General features: G+C 60.4%; 23 protein-coding genes. 13 read left to right on the forward strand and 10 right to left on the reverse strand.

Going from position 1 to position 19,964, the window contains the following annotated elements; genetic code table 11:
• Nucleotides 1–44: 44 nt before the first annotated feature.
• Entirely contained in the window at nt 45–488 is a 444-nt protein-coding gene (locus K5Y35_RS16285) for a PilZ domain-containing protein (protein WP_123466561.1), read from the reverse strand.
• On the opposite strand from K5Y35_RS16285, the gene K5Y35_RS16290 reads away from it, so the two are divergent.
• The 5 genes from K5Y35_RS16290 to cysB all read left to right on the forward strand — a co-directional run bounded on the left by K5Y35_RS16290 (nt 487) and on the right by cysB (nt 4,451).
• Nucleotides 487–873 (forward strand): thioredoxin family protein, encoded by a 387-nt coding sequence (locus tag K5Y35_RS16290; RefSeq protein WP_222832349.1) that lies wholly within the window; start codon nt 487–489, stop codon nt 871–873. The genes K5Y35_RS16285 and K5Y35_RS16290 overlap by 2 nt on opposite strands.
• Complete coding sequence (locus K5Y35_RS16295) at nt 870–1,826, forward strand: putative 2-dehydropantoate 2-reductase (RefSeq protein ID WP_222832350.1); 957 nt, start codon at nt 870–872, stop codon at nt 1,824–1,826. Before K5Y35_RS16290 ends, K5Y35_RS16295 begins: the two co-directional genes overlap by 4 nt.
• Before the next feature lie 31 nt (nt 1,827–1,857).
• Entirely contained in the window at nt 1,858–2,763 is a 906-nt protein-coding gene (locus tag K5Y35_RS16300; RefSeq protein WP_123466556.1) for a 5'-nucleotidase, read from the forward strand.
• 97 nt (nt 2,764–2,860) lie between these two features.
• Nucleotides 2,861–3,364: a universal stress protein gene (locus K5Y35_RS16305; RefSeq protein WP_123466554.1), complete on the forward strand. Its 504-nt coding sequence runs from the start codon at nt 2,861–2,863 to the stop codon at nt 3,362–3,364.
• 112 nt (nt 3,365–3,476) lie between these two features.
• Entirely contained in the window at nt 3,477–4,451 is a 975-nt protein-coding gene (gene cysB, locus K5Y35_RS16310; RefSeq protein WP_007908591.1) for an HTH-type transcriptional regulator CysB, read from the forward strand.
• 9 nt (nt 4,452–4,460) lie between these two features.
• On the opposite strand, the gene K5Y35_RS16315 is transcribed toward cysB, so the two are convergent.
• Complete coding sequence (locus tag K5Y35_RS16315) at nt 4,461–4,943, reverse strand: transcription elongation factor GreAB (RefSeq protein WP_222832351.1); 483 nt, start codon at nt 4,941–4,943, stop codon at nt 4,461–4,463.
• A 2-nt stretch (nt 4,944–4,945) separates the two neighbouring features.
• Nucleotides 4,946–5,353 carry a hypothetical protein gene (locus K5Y35_RS16320; RefSeq protein WP_222832352.1) on the reverse strand — a complete coding sequence of 136 codons (408 nt, stop codon included), beginning with the start codon at nt 5,351–5,353 and terminating at the stop codon, nt 4,946–4,948.
• Nucleotides 5,354–5,477: 124 nt separating this feature from the next.
• Between K5Y35_RS16320 and earP the strand changes: the two genes are divergently transcribed.
• Nucleotides 5,478–6,620 carry an elongation factor P maturation arginine rhamnosyltransferase EarP gene (earP, locus tag K5Y35_RS16325; protein ID WP_222832353.1) on the forward strand — a complete coding sequence of 381 codons (1,143 nt, stop codon included), beginning with the start codon at nt 5,478–5,480 and terminating at the stop codon, nt 6,618–6,620.
• Nucleotides 6,621–6,668: 48 nt separating this feature from the next.
• Nucleotides 6,669–7,238, forward strand: a complete 570-nt coding sequence (locus K5Y35_RS16330) for an elongation factor P (protein ID WP_123466546.1) — start codon at nt 6,669–6,671, stop codon at nt 7,236–7,238.
• 119 nt (nt 7,239–7,357) lie between these two features.
• Here the strand turns inward: K5Y35_RS16330 and K5Y35_RS16335 are convergent, their stop codons facing one another.
• The 3 genes from K5Y35_RS16335 to K5Y35_RS16345 all read right to left on the reverse strand — a co-directional run bounded on the left by K5Y35_RS16335 (nt 7,358) and on the right by K5Y35_RS16345 (nt 9,581).
• The gene (locus tag K5Y35_RS16335; protein WP_007964807.1) at nt 7,358–7,777 is read right to left on the reverse strand and encodes an organic hydroperoxide resistance protein; all 420 of its coding nucleotides are present in this window, start codon (nt 7,775–7,777) and stop codon (nt 7,358–7,360) included.
• Between the two features lie 319 nt (nt 7,778–8,096).
• Nucleotides 8,097–8,552 carry a MarR family winged helix-turn-helix transcriptional regulator gene (locus K5Y35_RS16340; RefSeq protein WP_185015810.1) on the reverse strand — a complete coding sequence of 152 codons (456 nt, stop codon included), beginning with the start codon at nt 8,550–8,552 and terminating at the stop codon, nt 8,097–8,099.
• Nucleotides 8,553–8,624: 72 nt separating this feature from the next.
• Nucleotides 8,625–9,581 (reverse strand): LysR family transcriptional regulator, encoded by a 957-nt coding sequence (locus tag K5Y35_RS16345; protein ID WP_186746462.1) that lies wholly within the window; start codon nt 9,579–9,581, stop codon nt 8,625–8,627.
• Between the two features lie 110 nt (nt 9,582–9,691).
• On the opposite strand from K5Y35_RS16345, the gene K5Y35_RS16350 reads away from it, so the two are divergent.
• On the forward strand, nt 9,692–10,441 hold the full coding sequence (locus tag K5Y35_RS16350; protein WP_222832354.1) for a sulfite exporter TauE/SafE family protein: 750 nt from the start codon (nt 9,692–9,694) through the stop codon (nt 10,439–10,441).
• Here the strand turns inward: K5Y35_RS16350 and K5Y35_RS16355 are convergent.
• Nucleotides 10,431–11,285 carry a LysR substrate-binding domain-containing protein gene (locus tag K5Y35_RS16355; protein ID WP_177490677.1) on the reverse strand — a complete coding sequence of 285 codons (855 nt, stop codon included), beginning with the start codon at nt 11,283–11,285 and terminating at the stop codon, nt 10,431–10,433. The genes K5Y35_RS16350 and K5Y35_RS16355 overlap by 11 nt on opposite strands.
• Nucleotides 11,286–11,381: 96 nt before the next feature.
• On the opposite strand from K5Y35_RS16355, the gene K5Y35_RS16360 reads away from it, so the two are divergent.
• Nucleotides 11,382–11,603, forward strand: coding sequence for a DUF1127 domain-containing protein (locus K5Y35_RS16360; protein ID WP_123466535.1), 222 nt, complete (start codon nt 11,382–11,384; stop codon nt 11,601–11,603).
• Nucleotides 11,604–11,667: 64 nt separating this feature from the next.
• A complete protein-coding gene (locus K5Y35_RS16365) occupies nt 11,668–12,894 on the forward strand; it encodes a winged helix-turn-helix domain-containing protein (protein WP_222832355.1) in 1,227 nt (408 codons plus the stop codon).
• A 117-nt stretch (nt 12,895–13,011) separates the two neighbouring features.
• Here the strand turns inward: K5Y35_RS16365 and K5Y35_RS16370 are convergent, their stop codons facing one another.
• Complete coding sequence (locus tag K5Y35_RS16370; protein ID WP_123466531.1) at nt 13,012–14,358, reverse strand: class II 3-deoxy-7-phosphoheptulonate synthase; 1,347 nt, start codon at nt 14,356–14,358, stop codon at nt 13,012–13,014.
• Nucleotides 14,359–14,509: 151 nt separating this feature from the next.
• Between K5Y35_RS16370 and K5Y35_RS16375 the strand changes: the two genes are divergently transcribed.
• Nucleotides 14,510–15,265 carry a spermidine synthase gene (locus tag K5Y35_RS16375; protein ID WP_222832356.1) on the forward strand — a complete coding sequence of 252 codons (756 nt, stop codon included), beginning with the start codon at nt 14,510–14,512 and terminating at the stop codon, nt 15,263–15,265.
• A 130-nt stretch (nt 15,266–15,395) separates the two neighbouring features.
• Here the strand turns inward: K5Y35_RS16375 and K5Y35_RS16380 are convergent, their stop codons facing one another.
• On the reverse strand, nt 15,396–16,187 hold the full coding sequence (locus K5Y35_RS16380) for a crotonase/enoyl-CoA hydratase family protein (RefSeq protein ID WP_222832357.1): 792 nt from the start codon (nt 16,185–16,187) through the stop codon (nt 15,396–15,398).
• Between the two features lie 421 nt (nt 16,188–16,608).
• Here K5Y35_RS16380 and K5Y35_RS16385 point away from each other — a divergent pair, with 421 nt between their 5' ends.
• Nucleotides 16,609–18,282, forward strand: a complete 1,674-nt coding sequence (locus K5Y35_RS16385) for a DEAD/DEAH box helicase (protein ID WP_007964821.1) — start codon at nt 16,609–16,611, stop codon at nt 18,280–18,282.
• Nucleotides 18,283–18,398: 116 nt separating this feature from the next.
• Here K5Y35_RS16385 and K5Y35_RS16390 read toward each other — a convergent pair whose 3' ends face one another.
• Entirely contained in the window at nt 18,399–19,166 is a 768-nt protein-coding gene (locus K5Y35_RS16390; protein WP_222832358.1) for a DODA-type extradiol aromatic ring-opening family dioxygenase, read from the reverse strand.
• A 103-nt stretch (nt 19,167–19,269) separates the two neighbouring features.
• Between K5Y35_RS16390 and K5Y35_RS16395 the strand changes: the two genes are divergently transcribed.
• On the forward strand, nt 19,270–19,926 hold the full coding sequence (locus K5Y35_RS16395) for a thiopurine S-methyltransferase (RefSeq protein WP_222832359.1): 657 nt from the start codon (nt 19,270–19,272) through the stop codon (nt 19,924–19,926).
• The last annotated feature ends 38 nt before the right edge of the window (nt 19,927–19,964 follow it).

The raw sequence follows: 19,964 nt of genomic DNA on the forward strand, positions 1-19,964 counted from the left end.
AGACGCTGCTCGACAATGGGCACGTAACGCTTTAGAAAACTGCGTCAGTCCGGCACAGGCTGGGCGAAAGCCTTGCGCACGCTGTCGTGGGAGAACTCGTCGGCATGCTGTTCGACCCATTGCAGGGCCAGTGCCTGAATATCCTGCAGATCTTCGTGGGCGTCGTTCATGCGGCAGAAACGCTCGATCTGACACACTTGCTCACCCATTCTTGCGCTGAACAGCGTCTGTTCGTCAGTGAAGGCGATCCCCACCAGATAACCTTTTTTGCGCCGCAGACACCACGCCACGTAGCCCGGATAGCAGATATCGGCATTGAGCGTCGGCATGCGCACTTGCAGCGCCGTGCCGTGGCGCCAGGCGCGGTGGTAATTGCAAGCGATGCCGCCGAGGCTGATAGTGTGCAGCTGTTGCCTGGAAATACACTCAGGCTTGAGCAAGGTTAATTCAACCGGCACCTCGTCCGGATGAGGAATGAAACGTCCCATGAGCACAGACTCCCTGTGTCGGCCATTTGACATTGTTTCCCCCAGTATAGTGGTCGAATCCGAGCTGACCGATTTCGACGCCGATCAGCGGCTGCTGGCAATGAGCGGCGTTTCCCTGGTGATTTTCACCAGTGTCGGCTGTGCCAGTTGCCGTTATGCCCGCGAGGTGTTGCCGGGACTCGATCTGGCAATCGATCAGTTGTGTTGGATCGATGCCGGCGACAACGGCGGGTTGGTCGAGCGTTATCAGGTCTTTCATTTGCCGGCGTTGTTTGTGGTGCGCGACGGCGAGTTCTTTGGAGCATTGCACACGCGCCTGACGGCCGATGCTCTCAACGGGGCATTGGTGCAGGCACTGGGTCGAATTGCAGAGGAGTTGCCATGATGGGGGCAGTGAACAAACCGGTGGTGGGGATTATCGGTACCGGTGCGATTGGCGGTTTCTACGGTGTGATGCTGGCGCGGGCCGGCTTCGATGTGCACTTTCTGTTGCGCAGCGAGTTCTCGGCGGTGGCCGAGCGCGGCTTGCAGGTGAACAGTGCGGTGCATGGTCCGCTGACGTTGCATCCGGCGCAGGCCTATGCGGCGGCCGAAGACATGCCCCAGTGCGACTGGCTGCTGGTCGGCGCCAAGACCACCAGCAATGCCGGTCTGGCACCGTCGATCATTCAGGCGGCGAAGCCTGACGCGAAGGTGCTGGTGCTGCAAAACGGCCTCGACGTCGAAGACAGTTTGCGTGAGCTATTGCCCGAGTCCCTGCATCTGCTGGGTGGGCTGTGCCTGATCTGCGTGCATCGCGAGGAGCCGGGGCAGATCACGCATCAGGCTCTGGGCGCGGTCAACGTCGGTTATCACAGCGGTCCGGCGCTGGAGAATGCCGCACGCATGGCGCTGGTCGAGGAGGGCTCCGGCCTGTTCCGTGCGGCGGGCATCGAGTCGCAAGCGATGCCCGATCTGCATCAGGCGCGCTGGCAGAAGCTGGTGTGGAATATTCCCTACAACGGTCTGTCGGTGCTGCTCGGCGCCGGCACCGCACCGCTGATGGCCGATGCCGACAGTCGCGTGCTGATTCAGGCATTGATGGCCGAAGTGGTGCAGGGCGCCAAGGCCTGTGGCCACGACATGCCGCCGGGCTACGCCGACTACCTGTTCACGATGACCGAGAAAATGCCTGACTACTGGCCGAGCATGCACCACGACTTTGTGCACAAACGTCCGCTGGAGCTTGAGGCGATCTACGCCCGGCCACTGGCGGCGGCCAAAGCGGCGGGTCTCGAACTGCCGCGTATCGACGCGCTGTATCGCAGTCTTTGTTTTATCGACCGACGTAACGTTTAGGTCGATTTTTGTGTAAGGGGTGGGGGAAGGCATGGCCAAGAACATCGATGACAAACTGGTGCTGGCGATCTCGTCGCGGGCCCTGTTCGACCTGAGCGAAAGCCACAAGGTTTACCTGTCGAGCGGCGTTGAAGCCTATCGGCAGTATCAGATCGAACACGAAGACGAAATCCTCGCGCCGGGCGATGCCTTCCCGCTGGTGGAAAAGCTCCTGAGCCTCAACAGTCGCCTCGGCCGCGCGCGGGTCGAGGTGATTCTGGTGTCGCGCAACAGCGCCGACACCGGCTTGCGGGTGTTCAACTCGATTCACCATTACGGCCTGGCCATTTCCCGCGCAGCTTTCGTCGGCGGACGTAGCCCTTATCCGTACCTGAAGGCCTTCGGTTGCGACCTGTTTCTCTCCACTCACGCCGAGGACGTGCGCGCAGCGCTGGATGCCGGGTTCGCGGCGGCGACGATTCTGTCCGGCGGCGCCAGCCGTGCGGCGAGCGACGAATTGCGCATCGCATTCGACGGTGACGCAGTGATTTTTTCCGACGAGTCGGAGCGCGTCTATCAGTCTGGTGGGCTGGAAGCGTTTCAGGCCAAGGAGCGTGAGTCGGCGCGTGAGCCTTTGCGCGGCGGACCGTTCAAAGGCTTTCTCGCTGCGCTCAATCTGTTGCAGCGCGAGTTTCCCGACGACGCGTGTCCGATTCGCACGGCGCTGGTCACCGCGCGTTCGGCGCCGGCCCATGAGCGCGTCATCCGCACCTTGCGCGAATGGGATATCCGTCTCGATGAATCACTGTTTCTCGGCGGCCTGACCAAATCGGCGTTTCTCGAAGCGTTTGCCGCCGATGTGTTTTTCGACGATCAGACCGGTCACTGCGAACTGGCGCGTGAAGTGGTCGCCACGGGCCACGTGCCCCATGGCATCAGCAACGAACCGCCGGTCTAAAGCCCTGTGGTTCAAGACGTTGCGTCGCCCGTCGTAGTCGCCAAGGCACTGCTAAGCTGAATCAAATCTCCGCCATGTTGGCACGCGAGGAGGTCATATGATTCGTTCGATGCTGTATGCCACTGACCTCGGTCTGTACGCACCGTTAGTGATGCAGCATGCCCTGGCGCTGGCGCGAACGTTCAATGCCGACCTGTATGTGGTGCATGCCGTGGAGCCGATGGGGCTGTTCGCCGAATCGGTGTTGCAGAGTTATCTCGACGAGCAGGCACTGAACGAATTCCACAGTCAGGGTCTGAAAACCGTCATCGCCAGTATCGAGCAGCGCGTGCTGGAAAGTTTTCGCGAAGAACTGGGTGAAGAGGGCGAGCAGGATCTGCAGCGCATTTGTGCCGTGCGTGTGCTGCAGGGCGATCCGTCGCAGGTGATTCTGGACCAGGTGCAGAAACTCTCTGTCGATTTGCTGATCGTAGGAAGTCACAGCCACGGGGTGGGCGCAGAAACGCCATTGGGGCGCACGGCGGCCCGGGTCCTGCAATTGGCCAAGGTGCCGGTGTATCTGGTGCCCTTGGTGGAGCGTCGGCGGCGGGAGGATCGCTGAGCAGGAATAATGGTCTTTTGATAAAAAAGTTCTAGATTTATTCTTCAAACCATTAATATAGTTATATAACAACGCTGATGCCCGTGGCGTCTACCTGCTTTGAGGGATTCATATGAAGCTTCAACAATTGCGCTACATCTGGGAAGTGGCGCACCACGACCTCAACGTTTCCGCTACAGCCCAAAGCCTTTACACCTCGCAACCGGGCATCAGTAAACAAATCCGCTTGCTGGAAGACGAACTCGGCGTCGAAGTGTTTGCCCGCAGCGGCAAACACCTGACTCGCGTCACGCCGGCCGGCGAGCGCATCATCACCACTGCCGGTGAGATTCTGCGCAAGGTCGAAAGCATCAAACAGATTGCCCAGGAATTCTCCAACGAGAAAAAGGGCACCCTGTCGATTGCCACCACGCACACTCAGGCGCGTTATGCGCTGCCGCCGGTGATCAGCAATTTCATCAAGCAATACCCGGACGTGGCGCTGCACATGCACCAGGGTTCGCCGATGCAGATCGCCGAGATGGCCGCTGACGGCACCGTCGATTTCGCTATTGCCACCGAGGCGCTGGAGTTGTTCGGCGATCTGGTAATGATGCCGTGCTACCGCTGGAACCGTTGCGTGGTCGTGCCGCAGGGCCACCCGTTGACCAAACTGCCGAAACTGACGCTTGAAGCGCTGGCCGAATACCCGATCGTGACTTACGTGTTCGGGTTTACCGGCCGTTCGAAACTCGACGAAGCCTTCAGCCATCGTGGCCTGACGCCGAAAGTGGTGTTTACCGCCGCCGACGCCGACGTGATCAAAACCTACGTGCGTCTGGGTCTGGGCGTGGGCATCGTGGCGAAGATGGCGGTCGACACCAAACTCGACAACGACCTGGTAGTGCTGGATGCCAGCGAGCTGTTCGAGTCGAGCATCACCAAGATCGGTTTCCGTCGCGGCACCTTCCTGCGCGGCTTCATGTGCGATTTCATCGAGAAGTTCGCGCCGCACCTGACCCGCGAAGTGATGGCCAAGGCCATTCAGTGTCACAACAAGCAGGAACTGGAAGAACTGTTCGACGGCGTCGAACTGCCGGTTCACTAAGCGGTTGTCCTACAGCACCTCGGTGACAGCGAACTGTTGCCGGGTGCCCGCCACCAGAATCTCCACCTCATCGCCCTCGAATTTGCCCAGCAGGCTGTTGCCCAGCGGCGAGCGCGGGGTGATGACGGTAATCGGCTGACCCACCACATCGACTTTCAGGCCCGCAGCATCCGGCGCCAGAAACAGCCATTGTCCGCGACCCTTTTCGTCCTCCAGACCGAGCAGGGAGCCGACCTCGATGCCACGGCTTTCGTCGTAGGCACGCAACGTCAGGTTCTGGCACAGCGCCAGTGACTGGCGAATTTCCTCGACCCGTTTCGCCTGACCTGCTGCCAGATACGACGCTTCCAGTCCGAGGGTGTCGTACTTGTTTTCGGCGATGTTTTCTTCGTGGGTCGCGGTTTCGTAAGCGGTTTGCGCGGCGCGCTCGGCGATGTCGAGGTCAACGCGCAGTTTGTCGAGAATCAGTTGGTGGACGATGTGTTTGTTCATGATCAATCGCAGAATTGCAAAACATTGGCGCGGCTCTTTTCGCTCGGCGCGGTCTGGTCCTGTTGCAGCCAGAACTGGCATTTAGGATTTGACTGGTTGCGCGTGTTACCGCGAGCCTGATCCAGTCGCGCCTGTTGTTCGTTCTTGCGCAGGTTCTCTTCGTACTGCTCGAACAGCGGGCTTTGCGGTGGACTCTCCGGTTGGACCTGGACGGCCGGCGGATTGGCCAGTTGCTGTACCGCCTGGGCGACCGGCGCCAATTGTTCCTTGAACAGCACAGGCGCGAGCAGCCAGCAGGTCAGCGCAATGGCCAGGAACCCCAGCCACATGCCCAGGGCAATACTGCCGGTCAGGCGCAGCGCGCTAAGCTGGACAGGCAAGGGGCGACGCGGATTGGGGCGATAGGGCATGGCTGCCTCCTGGCGGATGGTTGCGGGCAAGTGGCGATTGTCGCACGAAGATTAATCGCCGTCGGCTCTTCTGCGCGAGGTCATTTATGCGGACAATCGCGGCTTTTGCCAACGGGAGTCTTGAATGTCGGATCTGAAAACCCGCTGGGATATTTTTTGCACCGTGGTCGACAACTATGGCGACATCGGCGTGACCTGGCGTCTGGCCCGGCAACTGGTGGCCGAGCATTCACTGACGGTGCGCTTGTGGGTCGATGATCTGCGTGCCTTCGAGCGTATGTGCCCCGAGATCAATATCCATGTCGCGCAGCAATGGCAAGAGGGCGTCGAGGTGTGCCACTGGCCGAGCGAGTGGACACAGGCGCAAGCCGCAGACGTGGTGATCGCCGCGTTTGCCTGTCAGTTGCCGCCTGCATACATGGATGCCATGGCCGAGCGCCAACAGCCGCCGCTGTGGATGAACCTCGATTACCTCAGCGCCGAAGACTGGGTCGTCGGTTGTCATGGTTTGCCTTCGGTGAAATACAAATCGGTGCAGAAGTTTTTCTTCTTCCCCGGGTTTCAGCCGGGCACCGGTGGCTTGCTGCGTGAACGCGGTTTGCTTGAGCGGCGTCGGCAATTTCAACAGGACGCCGCTGCACAGCGGCAATTCCTCGACAGTCTGGGGATCGTTCGCGCACCGGGCGCACAATTGATTTCATTGTTCGCCTACGAGAACCCCGGTCTCGCCAGTTGGCTGGATGTGCTGGCCGCCGATGACGAACCCACCCACCTGCTGGTGCCGGAAGGGCGAATTCTCGGTGATGTTGCGCACTGGCTCGGGGTCGATTCGCTGGCCGTCGGCGACCTCAACGTGCGTCAGGCGCTGACGGTGCAGGTGCTGCCGTTCGTCCGTCAGGATCAATACGATCATCTGCTCTGGTGCTGCGATTTCAACGCGGTGCGGGGTGAAGACTCGTTCGTGCGGGCGCAGTGGGCGGGGCGGCCAATGCTCTGGCACATCTATCAGCAGGACGAAGACATCCATCTGGACAAGCTCGACGCGTTCCTCGCGCTGTATACGAAAGGGCTTTCACCGGCCGCCGCTGAGGCGATGAACGGTCTGTGGCGGGCGTGGAGTGCCGGACAGCCGATTGGCGATCACTGGCTCAACGCCCGCAAACATTGGCCAGAACTGCAGGAAAACGCCGAAGTGTGGTGTCTGGAACAAGGCTTGCAGGCCGATCTTGCCGCAGCGCTGGTAAGGTTTTACCTAAATTGGATATGATACGCGGCCTAGATTTTTGTAAATCCCATCCAAATTCGGATATTCGCAATGAAAACTGGTAAAGAACTCAAACCCGGTACCGTGATCCGTATCGACAACGATCCTTGGCTGGTTCAGAAAGCTGAATTCACCAAGTCGGGCCGTAACAGCGCGATCATGAAGACCAAGCTGAAGAACCTGCTGACCGGTTACAAGACCGAAACCGTTTACGGTGCGGACGACAAACTGGACGACGTGATCCTGGATCGCAAAGAAGCCACCCTGTCTTTCATCAGCGGTGACTCCTACACGTTCATGGACACCACCGACTACACCATGTACGAGCTGAACGCTGAAGACATCGAAGCTGTTCTGCCATTCGTGGAAGAAGGCATGACCGACGTTTGCGAAGCCGTGTTCTTCGAAGAGCGTCTGGTTTCCGTAGAACTGCCGACCACCATCGTGCGTCAGGTTGACTACACCGAAGGTTCCGCTCGCGGTGACACTTCCGGCAAGGTGATGAAGCCTGCCAAACTGAAGAACGGTACCGAGCTGTCGGTTGCTGACTTCATCGAAATCGGTGACATGATCGAGATCGATACCCGCGAAGGCGGTTCCTACAAAGGCCGTGCCAAATAAGCATCGCTTTTCGCGGAAAGAAAAAGCCCGACCATTGAGTCGGGCTTTTTTGTGCCTGCGATTTGAGTTTCACGCAATCCCCTGTAGGCGAAGGCCCACATTGGGATTTGCGTATGGCTTCAGACGGTGGTGTGCAGACGCACGTCAACGTTGCCACGGGTAGCGTTGGAGTACGGGCAGACCTGATGCGCCGCTTCGACCAGGCTCTGTGCATCGGCCTGTTCCAGCCCCGGCAGGCTGATGTGCAGATCGATGTCCAGACCGAAACCGCCCGGGATCTGGCCGATACCAACGTGTGCGGTGATCGAGGCGTCGTCAGGGATCTTGCGTTTGGTCTGGCTGGCGACGAATTTCAGTGCGCCGATGAAGCAGGCCGAGTAGCCGGCAGCGAACAGTTGCTCAGGGTTGGTCGCAGCACCGCCGGCACCGCCGAGTTCTTTCGGGGTGGCGAGTTTGACGTCGAGGATGTTGTCGCTGGAGATCGCACGACCATCACGGCCGCCGGTGGAGGTTGCGATTGCGGTGTAGAGCGTTTGCATGGTGTGAGCCTCGTTGAGTGTATTTGTGCGCTAATTGTTTGCGCGCTAACTAAGTGCGAAGTGAATGTAGCTCGCTAATGTTTAGCGCGCAAGATATTTTTTTGAGAAATGTTCGCTTCGACGCTAAAGCGCGCGCCCGGTTATCCTGGAAAGCGCTGTTTAGACGGGTTGGCGGGGAAGTCAGGCGTGAAAAAATATTTTTCAGACAACGAGATCACAGGTAGGAGCGAGCCTGCGCGCGATAGCGGTGTAACAGTCAGTACGATGGCGCTACCGATATCGCGAGCAGGCTCACTCCTACAGTGGAACTAATGGCGGGTCAGATCAGGCTGCCCTGCAGATGGCTACGCAGTGCCTGTAACTCCGCTTGCAGCTTCTGCAGGCGTTCCAGGGTGAAGCCGCTGGCGCCCAGGATGCATTGCGGAATGGTTTGCGCCTTGTCGCGCAGCGCACGACCCTGTTCCGTCAGTTCGACGATCACCACGCGCTCATCCTCGCGACTGCGTGTGCGGCTGAGCAAGCCTTCGCTTTCCAGGCGCTTGAGCAATGGCGTCAGCGAGCCCGGATCGGTCAGTAGTCGAGCGCTGATTTCTCCGACGGTCAAACCATCCTTCTCCCACAGCACCATCATCGCCAGGTACTGCGGATAGGTCAGGTTCAAGACCTGCAACAGCGGCTTGTAAACCTTGGTCATCATCAGAGAAGTGGAGTGCAGGGCGAAGCAGGCCTGGTTATCCAGCAGCAGGTCCTCGCAGGTATCGCGTTCGGAAGTCATGTCAAAGCCTTGTTCGAGAATGGTCATGAATCTAGCGCCCGAACCTTTAATGCGCCAGATAATTTTCCCGTCCTAGTGCCGGCCCAGCTCGCGCTGCAGCGCCAGATCCCAGGGCGGCACTGGGCTAAACCGCGTTTTGAGGTATTCCAGCAGCAAACGGCTGCGCGAATGGGTTTGCTGTTCCATGCGTAATGCGTAGATACCGGTGGATTCCGGTTCCGGCAGACCGTGTTCGCAGAACAGCGGCAACAACTCACCGCGCAGCAGGTATTCGCTCGCCAGCCAGGTCGGCAGGTGTGCAACGCCCAATCCGGCCAGAGCGCCACACACCAGCGCTTCGGCATTGTTGGCACTCATGCGGATGCGACCCGGCCGATGCAGTTGCATCTGGCCGTCCTGCTCGAAGCGCCAGGCGAAAGGCGGGGCGAGGCCGTCCCAGTCGAGGCCGTCGTGTTCGGATAACTGTGCCGGAGCACTCGGTAAGCCTCGGCGCTTGAGATAGTCCGGGCTGGCACAGGCGATGCGCACAATACTCGCCAGCGGGGTGGCGACCAGTCGGGTGTCAGCCAGTTGCCCGGCGCGCAACACCAGATCGACCTTGCCCAGATTCGATCCGGCCATGTCGACGAAGCTGTCGATCAGGTGCAATTGCACATCCAGCCCCGGGTAGAGGACGAGAAAGTCGGCAATCACTGGCGCCAGATGCCGTCGTCCGAAGGCTGCCGGCGCGTCAATACGGATCAGGCCTTCCGGCGCGCTGCTCAGGGACACGGCCTCGGCCCGGGCCAGTTGCAACTCGGCAATGATGCGCCGCGCCCGTTCGGCGAACGCCAGGCCCGCGGGGGTGGCGAGCACGGCGTGGGTGCTGCGGATGAATAATTGGCTGCCGACTGCACTTTCCAGGCTGTCGATACGCCGCGCGACCGCCGATGGTGTCAGCGGATGGCGCCGCGAGGCGGCGGAAAAGCTCCCGCTTTCCAGTACATCGAGAAACAGTCCGAGTTGCTCGGTCAATTGGTTGGGGTTCATGAAAAAGCTACGCCTGTGCGAAATCTGCATAGCCATTGTGCGTCGCTGTGCGTTTCCCCGCCAGCCGTGACTGCGTAGGATGATTCGCCTGACGTAAGAGGAATTCGCCTGTGATGGAGTTTTTGTTGTACCTGTTGTTCGGCGCCGCCCTCGGTACGCTCGGTGGCATCTTCGGCATTGGTGGCGGCTTGATCGCGATCCCGCTGCTGGGCGTGTGGTTCGGCCTTGATCAGCAGATCGCTCAGGGCACCGCATTGGTCATGGTGGTGCCGAATGTGATGCTGGCGTTGTGGCGCTATCACCAGCGCAATCGCATCGAACTGCGTCATGCGGTGCCGTTGGCGGTCATGGGCTTTTGCTTTGCCTGGCTCGGCTCGATCTGGGCGGTGGGTATCGACGCGCAAACCATGCGCATCGGTTTTGTCGCATTTCTTGTGGTGCTGTCGGCCTATAACTTGCTGAAAATGTTCGGCAAGCGTCCGGCGGCGACGTCCGAAATGCGTTACTCCTGGCCTTGGCTCGGCGTGCTGGGAGCGGCCTCCGGGACCATGGGCGGTTTGTTCGGTGTCGGCGGGGCAGTGGTGGCGACGCCCGTGCTGACCAGCCTGTTCGGCACCACTCAGGTGGTCGCTCAGGGTTTGTCGCTCGCCCTGGCATTGCCGAGCACCGGGGTCACGCTGGTGACGTACGCGGTGCATCATGAAGTGGACTGGATGATCGGCTTGCCGCTGGCCATCGGGGGGCTGGCCAGCATCAGTTGGGGGGTGAAGGTCGCCCACGCGATGCCGGAAAAGCTCTTGCGCGGGCTGTTTTGCGGTTTTCTGGTGCTGTGTGCGGTGATGCTCGCGTTTAAAGTTTGAAGCCTTCGACGATGTGCTCGGCCAGGCACTCGGTGATCGGCGACGGATTGTTCAGGTTGCGGATCAGCATGATGCTTGCCTCGGGTAACAGTGGCAGATCTTCGTTGGCGCCGAGAATGCGCATGTCCGGAGTGATCAGGCTTTCCAGCTGCGCGGTGATCGCCAGGCCGGCGCTCACCACGGCCATCAGCGCCGACAGGCTGGTGCTGTTATAGGCGATGCGGTATTCGCGGCCCATCGCGTCCAGCGCGTTGCAGGCCCACAAACGGCAAAAACAGTCACTGTTGAACATCGCCAGCGGCAACGGCGTCTGTTCGTGGGCACTGAAGTTCTGTGCCTCGGCCCAGACAAAACGCTCCTTGCGCAACAACTGGCCAATCTCGTTGCCCGGCTCGCGAGTCACGATCGACAAGTCGAGATCGGTGCGCTGCAGCAGCTGTCGGGTCGATTCGCAATGCACTTCGATCTGGATCAGCGGATAGAACTGCGCAAACCGCGAGAGGATCCCCGGCAGAAAACGCATCACGTAATCATCCGGCGTACCGATGCGCACCGTGCCGACCATGTGCGGCTCGCGCAATGTGTTGAACACTTCGCTGTGCAACTTGAGGATGCGCCGCGCATACCCGAGCAAGACCTGGCCCTCGGCAGTCAGGCGCACCTGGCGACCATCACGCTCGAACAACTGGCGCTGCAACACGTCCTCTTCCAGACGCTTCATCTGCATGCTCACCGCCGACTGTGTGCGGTTGACCATTTCGCCGGCGCGGGTGAAACCGCCCTGATCGGCAATCGCGACAAAGGTGCGCAGGACATCGGTATCAATACTGGGGTAGGCCGACAATTGATGAATCTCCGTGATGCATGCCATCAGAAACATTCGTTGGATTGATCTTAGCGTCGGCGCGAGACTTGAGCCATCCACAAGGAGGGCAACACGATGAAAGGTCAAAGAGAGTATGTAGACGAAACAAAGTTTTCCGGCCACGGCCATATCGTTTCCGACCTGCTGCACAAGTTTAGCCGCTGGTACGAACTTCACCGCGAACGCGAGTTGCTCGCCAGTCTGAGTGATGAAGCGTTGAAAGACATCGGCGTCAGTCGGGCCGACGTCGAGCACGAAGCGGTGCGGCCGTTCTGGGACGATCCGATGCATAAATGATCAGGCACTTACTACACAAACCCCTTTCCGGTGAGGTAGGTTGCGAGCAGACAAGGAGATGTTCATGCCCGCGACGCTGTCCTTTTCCCTCAAACAGGCGCGACGACTGGCGCTGGCTGCCCAAGGGTTCAACGGGCGCCAGCCGCCGACCGTCAAGGCGCCACACCTCAATCGTCTGATCGAACGGCTGGGTCTGCTGCAGATCGACTCCGTCAACGCCGTGGTGCGCTCGCACTACCTGCCTTTGTTTTCCCGTCTCGGTTGCTATTCCTCTGATTTGCTCGACCAGGCTGCCTGGAGTTCGGGTAGACGTCGCACGCTGTTCGAATACTGGGGCCATGAAGCATCGTTGCTGCCGCTGGCGATGTATCCGCTGATGGGCTGGCGGATGCAGCGCGCCAAACGTGGTGAGGACATCTATCAGCAACTGGCAACGTTCGGACGTGAACAACAGGAGACGATTCGCCGGGTCCTGGCCTCGGTCGAGGAGCGGGGCGCATTGGGCGCCGGCAGTTTGTCGACCCGCGAAGACAAGGCCGGGCCCTGGTGGGACTGGAGTGCGGAAAAGCATGCACTGGAATGGTTGTTCGCCGCCGGCGAGGTCACCGTGGCCGGCCGCCGGGGTTTTGAGCGTTTGTATGATCTGCCGGAGCGGGTCATCCCGTTGTCGATTCTGCAGCAGCCGCTGCCGGATGAAGCCGAAGCGCAGCGCGGTTTGCTGCTGCACGCGGCCCAGGCATTGGGCGTGGGGACGGAAAAGGATCTGCGCGATTATTTCCGCTTGAGCCCGGGGGACGCCCGGCCGCGTCTGGCGGAACTGGTCGAGGACGGGCAGTTGCAGGTTTGCGAAGTCGTCGGTTGGCGACAGATTGCCTATTGCCTGCCGGAGCCGCAAGTGCCGCGCAAAGTCGTCGCCAGTGCGCTGTTGTCGCCGTTCGATTCATTGATCTGGGAGCGCAGTCGCACCGAGCGGTTGTTCGATTTCCGCTATCGCCTGGAGATCTACACTCCGCAGGACAAACGAGTCTACGGCTATTACGTGCTGCCCTTTTTGCACAACGAGCGCATTGCCGCGCGGCTCGATCTGCGCGCCGAGCGGGCGACGGGACGCTTGGCGGTGCATGCGCTGCACGAGGAGGCGCCGGGGCTGGAGGATGAGGGGATGCTGGCGCTGGCTTTGAATTTGCGGCGCATAGCGGATTGGTTGGGGCTGGAGCGGGTGCAGCTCAATTGTCAGCGCCAGAGTGCAGGGCGGTTGCGGGTGGCATTGGCGCAGATCGGCGGTGACTGAACTGGCCTCTTCGCGAGCAAGCTCGCTCCCACAGTGGATTTGTGAACGACACAGATCCTCTGTGGGAGCGAGCTTGCTCGCGAATGCGGCCTCTCAGGCGCGAGATACCTGACTGATTCAGCGCCGGACTTGTTTCAACGTTTCGGCAATCAAAAACGCCAGTTCCAGCGACTGATCGGCATTCATCCGTGGATCGCAGTGGGTGTGATAACGGTCCGACAACCCATCTTCAGTGATCGGCCGCGCACCACCGATGCACTCGGTCACATTCTGCCCGGTCATCTCGATGTGAATCCCGCCGGCATAACTGCCTTCGGCTTCGTGCACCTGGAAGAACTGCTTCACCTCGCCAAGGATCTGCGCGAAGTCGCGGGTCTTGTAGCCGCTGCTCGCCTTGATCGTGTTGCCGTGCATCGGGTCGGAACTCCACAGCACCTGCTTGCCCTCACGCTGTACGGCGCGAATCAGCGCCGGCAGGTGATCGCCGACCTTGTTCGCGCCCATGCGAGCGATCAGGTTCAGGCGGCCCGGGTCGTTGTCCGGGTTGAGCACGTCGATCAGGCGGATCAGGTCGTCCGGGTTCATGCTCGGGCCGACTTTCACTCCGATCGGGTTGTTCACCCCGCGCAGGAATTCGACATGGGCGCCGTCGAGCTGACGGGTGCGGTCGCCGATCCACAGCATGTGCGCCGAGCAATCGTAGTAATCGTTGGTCAGGCTGTCGCGACGCACGAAGGCTTCTTCGTAGTTCAGCAGCAGCGCCTCATGGGCAGTGAAAAAACTGGTTTCGCGCAGTTGGGGCGAGCTGTCCATGCCGCAGGCGCGCATGAACGCCAGGGTTTCATCAATGCGATCGGCAAGGTGGCTGTACTTTTCGGCGAGTGCCGAGTTGGCGATGAAGTCCAGGTTCCACTTGTGCACCTGATGCAGGTCGGCAAACCCACCCTGGGCGAAGGCGCGCAACAGGTTCAGGGTGGCGGTGGACTGGTGATAGGACTGCAGCAGGCGCTCCGGATCCGGCACGCGGCTCTTTTCGTCGAAGCCGATGCCGTTGACGATGTCGCCGCGGTAGGCCGGCAGGGTCACACCGTCGAGGGTTTCATCGTTGGCCGAGCGCGGCTTGGCGAACTGACCGGCCATGCGCCCGACCTTGACCACCGGGCAACCGGCGGCGAAGGTCATGACGATCGCCATTTGCAGCAACACTTTAAAAGTGTCGCGAATCTTCGCCGCAGAGAACTCGGCAAAGCTTTCCGCGCAATCGCCGCCCTGCAGCAGGAACGCCCGGCCCTGGGTTACTTCGGCAAACTGCCGGCGCAGCTCGCGCGCTTCGCCGGCAAACACCAGCGGCGGGTAGCTGGCCAGAGTCTGCTCGACCTGACGCAGATGCGCGGCGTCGGGGTATTGGGGTTGTTGCTGGATCGGCAGGGCACGCCAGCTGTCAGGGCTCCACGGTTGGCTCATCACGGTCTCGAGTTTTCTACGCACGGAAGGGCATGGTATCAGCAAATTAGTGCGTGACCTGTTCCCGCCCCATCGCCGACAATCGCCGCTTTGCCACGGCACCATAGCGGTGCCATCGCGTCACCGCGCCCGGTGACCATCAGGAGACGAAATGACTGAGGAGCGCGTCGAGCATCTGCTCGCCGAAGTACAGGATGAGTTCGGCGTGATTCGCGTGCTGGAAGTGGCTGATTACCGCTTTCTGGAGTTCGGTGATGCCATCGAGCAAAGCTGCGTGTTTACCGCCGATCCGAGCTGGCTGGAATACGACTACACCCGGGCGATGCTGATTGGCGCGCTGTGCCACGCGCAACCGGAGAGCGCGCTGTTCCTCGGCCTCGGTGCCGGCACGCTGACCCAGGCCTGCCTCAAGTTCCTGCCGCTGGAGGACGTCGAAGCCATCGAACTGCGCCCGGACGTACCGCGTCTGGCGATCGAATACCTCGGGCTGGACGACGATCCGCGACTGTACATTCGTGTTGGCGATGCGCTGGAGTTGTTGCCGACGGCCGAGCCTGCAGATCTGATTTTCGTCGATCTGTATACCGATGTCGGTCCTGGCGTCGGGCATCTGGCCTGGAGTTTCCTCGGTGACTGTCAGAAACGCCTGAATCCGGGCGGCTGGCTGGTGATCAACCAGTGGGCCACCGATGACGGCAAACCGTTGGGCGCCGCGCTGTTGCGCGGGCTCTATCACCGGCATTACTGGGAACTGCCGGTGAAGGAGGGCAATGTGATTCTGATTGTGCCGGCGGACCTCGATCAGGCGCTGGACATGCAGGCGCTGACTGCGCGGGCTGCAGCCCTGGCGCCGAAGTTGGGGTATTCGTTGCAGTCGTTGATCAATGCGATTCGCCCGGCGACCTGAGTTGTCAGTGATGGCCCCTTCGCGAGCAAGCTCGCTCCCACAGGGTTAGCGTCGTTCACAAAATCCGTGAACGACCTGGTCACTGTGGGAGCGAGCTTGCTCGCGAAGGGGCCTCAAGACCACCACAGATTCATATTCCTTTGAATATGCCGGGTCGCCGCTCCACCAGCGACCGTACTCCCTCTTTGGCATCTTCACTGGCCAGCAACTTCTTCACCAGCGCCGGCAACCCTTGCGCCGCCGCTGTCTCACCTTCATAGCGCGCCTGCCGCGCCGACATCAACGTCGCCTGCACCCCCAGCGGTGCCTGCCGGGCAATCCGTTCGGCCAGTTCAATCGCTCGCGGCAACAAGTCTTCGCTGGCCATCACTTCCTGCACCAATCCCAGGCGCAGGGCATCGTGGGCATCGAACTCATCGCCGGTCAGCAGCCAGCGCATGGCATTGCCCCAGCCGGCGACCTGATGAAAACGTAACGTCGCGCCACCAAAAGGAAAAATCCCACGCTGCACTTCCATTTGCGCGAAGCGGGTATTGCTCGCGCAGAGGTTGATGTCCGCCGCCAGCATCAGCTCGATGCCGATGGTCAGGCAATAACCCTGCGCGGCGACAATCACCGGTTTGCTGACCCGTGGTCCGACGAAAACACCCCACGGGTCGCAACCGCCGGTCGGAACCTGCCAGCCTTCGGCCAGTGCGGCACTGGCGTTGACCAGATCCAGGCCGGCGGTAAAGTGCTCGCCGTGACCGAACACCACGGCCATCCGTGCTTCGTTGTCGGCCTCGAACTCGCCGTAGGCCAGGCTCAGTTCGTTGAGCAGGTCGAGGTCGAAGGCGTTGCGTTTGGCGGCTCGATCCAGGCCGATCAGGTGGACATGACCACGACGTTCACGGCTGACGCGGCCGGCGCAGGGCTGATTCATGGCTAAATCCTCGGACGGGAAGGGCGGGTGCAGCGACGGTATGTCGCAGCTCGGTGAATCGTTTAAGCGTCATCGCCCGCAGGGCCGGGCCCTTGAAAAATAGACCTTCGCCCGATTATCCGCAAAACCCCGTTACACGGCGGTGACACACGGATTCAGGCAATAAAAAAAGCTCCCTTTTTGGGCAAATTCCGGTATAGTGCGCGCCGGCCTTTAACCGGGCCGCGTTTAGGTAGCGCAATTCCCCGAAGTCAGCTTCGGCTGCACGTCCGCACTGCGGGCTCTTCCTTGACGATTCTTTTTCATTCATACGTTTTCGCAAATCCCCGCCGACAAAGCTGCCAGGGCGACTCTTGAGTCTCAACACGGCATGTGCAGCTTTGGAGCATGGGTCTTTGCGGATGCACTTAGAGGCAGACCCATGACCCAGGAAATCGGCGGCTTCGCCGCTCTTGAACTTCATCCTAATATTGTCGCTGCAGTAGTCGCTACCGGCTATGAAGAGCCTTCGGCCATTCAGCAGCAGTCGATCCCGATCATCCTCGCCGGTCACGATATGATTGGTCAGGCGCAAACCGGTACCGGTAAAACCGCTGCCTTTGCCCTGCCTATCCTGCACCGCATTGATCCGTCCAAGCGCGAGCCGCAAGCTCTGATCCTGGCCCCAACTCGTGAGTTGGCGCTACAAGTTGCAACCGCTTTCGAAACCTACGCCAAGCAAATGCCGGGCGTAACTGTTGTGGCTGTCTACGGCGGCGCGCCGATGGGCCCACAATTGAAAGCAATCCGTAATGGCGCACAGATCGTTGTCGCCACACCGGGCCGTCTGTGCGACCACCTGCGTCGCGACGAAAAAGTCCTCGCTACCGTGAACCACCTGGTTCTGGACGAAGCAGACGAAATGCTCAAACTCGGTTTCATGGACGACCTGGAAGTGATCTTCAAGGCCATGCCGGAAACCCGTCAGACCGTATTGTTCTCGGCGACCCTGCCGCAGTCGATCCGTGCCATCGCCGAGCGTCACCTGCGCGATCCGAAGCACGTGAAGATCCAGAGCAAGACCCAGACCGTTACCGCGATCGAACAGGCTCACCTGTTGGTTCACGCTGACCAGAAGACCTCTGCCGTTCTCAGCTTGCTGGAAGTGGAAGACTTCGACGCTCTGATCATGTTCGTGCGCACCAAGCAAGCGACCCTGGACCTGGCCAGTGCCCTCGACGCCAAAGGCTACAAAGCCGCGGCGCTGAACGGTGACATCGCCCAGAACCAGCGTGAGCGCGTGATCGACTCGCTCAAGGATGGCCGTCTGGACATCGTTGTCGCGACCGACGTTGCTGCCCGTGGTCTGGACGTTCCGCGCATCACTCACGTGTTCAACGTGGACATGCCGTACGACCCGGAATCCTACGTGCACCGTATCGGCCGTACCGGCCGTGCCGGTCGCGAAGGTCGTGCGCTGCTGCTGGTGACTCCACGTGAGCGCCGCATGCTGCAAGTGATCGAGCGTGTCACCGGTCAGAAGGTGGCTGAAGTTCGCCTGCCGGACGCTCAAGCCGTTCTCGATGCACGCATCAAGAAATTGACCAACAGCCTGTCGCCGCTGGTCGCTGATGCCGAATCGACTCACGGTGAGCTGCTGGATCGTCTGACCGCTGACATCGGTTGCACCCCGCGTGCACTGGCTGCAGCCCTGCTGCGCAAGGCTACCAACGGTCAGGCGCTGAACCTGGCAGCGATCGAGAAGGAACGTCCACTGGTGCCGAACAACGCACCGCGTGGCGACCGTCCTGAGCGTTCCGGTGACCGTCCTGATCGTGGTGATCGCGAGCGTCGCGCGCCAATGCCTCTGGGCGAAGGCCGTGCCCGTTGCCGTACCGCGCTGGGTGCGCGTGACGGTATCGCCGCCAAGAACCTGCTGGGCGCCATCCTCAACGAAGGCGGTCTGGCCCGTGAAGCGATCGGTCGCATCCAGGTGCGTGACAGCTTCAGCCTCGTCGAGCTGCCGGAAGATGGTCTGGACAAGCTCCTGACCAAGCTGAAGGACACTCGCGTTGCTGGCAAGCAGTTGAAGCTGCGTCGCTATCGCGAAGATTGATCCGCCCCTGGGCTGATTGATCGAACAAAAAAATCCCCGACTGGTTCGGGGATTTTTTTTGCCTGCTGCCCGGGTTCACACAAAACCCTGTGGGAGCTGGCTTGCCAGCGATGACGTCAGCCGAAGCGATAGATATCCATCCCCAGCGCACCCATCGTGAATCCCTGATGCGCCACACTGAATTCACCCCCCGCGCCCCGGGCGAAATACAACGGCAACAAATGCTCATCACTCGGATGGCTGCGCACCGCATTCGGTGCTTGCTGACGGTAGTCTTGCAGCGCCGCCTCATCATTTGCCGCCAGCTTGTCGATCATCCAGTCGCGAAAATCCCGTGCCCATGGCGCGACGCTCTCCGGACCCGCATGCCAATCCAGTTCCCGCAGATTATGGGTGATGCTCCCGGACCCGATCAGCAAAATTCCCTGATCACGCAGCCCTGCCAGCGCACGGCCGACACGGGTTTGCAGTGCCGGACCACCACGAGTTGGTAGTGAAACCTGCACCACCGGGATATCCGCCTGCGGGTACATCAGCGACAACGGCACCCACACGCCGTGATCGAACGGCCGTTGCGGGTCGAGGCGTGCAGGCAGATGCGCGGCGTTCAGCAGTTTGGTGACTTCGGTCGCCAGTTGCGGATCGCCCGGTGCCGGGTACTGCACTTCAAACAGCGCCCGAGGAAAGCCGCCGAAGTCGTGCCAGGTTTCGGGCTGTGGATGACTGCTGACCAGCAATTCGTCGCTCTCCCAATGGGCAGAGACGATCACGATGGCTTTGGGACGGGGCAGCTCGGCGGCCAGTCGGGCCAGTGCCGGACCGCTGGCGCCGGGCTCGAGAGCGAGCATGGGCGAACCATGGGAAATAAACAGGCTGGGAAACATGGAGGGATTCCTGAGCGTTAAGATGAGCCATCTTCGGTCAGTACATTGATCTAAATCTAATATAAGTTTTAACGCGTTTTGATCGGTTTTTTGGGAGTGATGCATGCAGCCTGAGTTTTGGCACAAAAAGTGGGCGTCGAATCAGATCGGCTTTCATCTGTCGGAGGTGAATCCGTATTTGCAACGGCACTGGCCGGAACTGTCGATCCCGGCAACGGCGCGGGTGCTTGTGCCTCTGTGCGGGAAAAGTCTGGATCTGGCGTGGCTGGCGGGGCGCGGTCATCAGGTGCTGGGGGTCGAACTGTCGGAAAAGGCCATTGAGGACTTTTTCAACGAGCACCAGATACAGCCACAGATCAGCGAGAAGGGCGCATTCAAGGTCTATCGCAGTGATGCCATCGAGTTGTGGTGCGGCGATTTCTTTGCGCTGACGGCGAGCGATTTGGCGGATTGTGTGGCCTTTTACGACCGCGCCGCGCTGATTGCCTTGCCCGCGCCGATGCGTGAGCGCTATGCGGCGCATCTTCAGCAGATCCTGCCGCAGGGTGTGCAAGGGGTGTTGATTACGCTGGATTACGATCAGGCGCAGATACCGGGTCCGCCATTTGCGGTGGGGGATGATGAGGTAAAGCGGTTGCTCGGGGATCTCTGGCAGGTTCAGGCGCTGGAAGAGCGGGATGTGCTGGGTGAGAGCTGGAAGTTTCTGCAGGCAGGTGTGACGCGGCTGGAGGAGCGGGTTTACCGGGTTTCTGGCCGATAGATTTTTTATTGGCAGGGCCGGCCTCATCGCTGGCAAAA

Origin of the sequence: Pseudomonas sp. SC3(2021) (assembly GCF_019856535.1) — a bacterium.
In the GTDB taxonomy this organism is placed as follows: domain Bacteria; phylum Pseudomonadota; class Gammaproteobacteria; order Pseudomonadales; family Pseudomonadaceae; genus Aquipseudomonas; species Aquipseudomonas monsensis.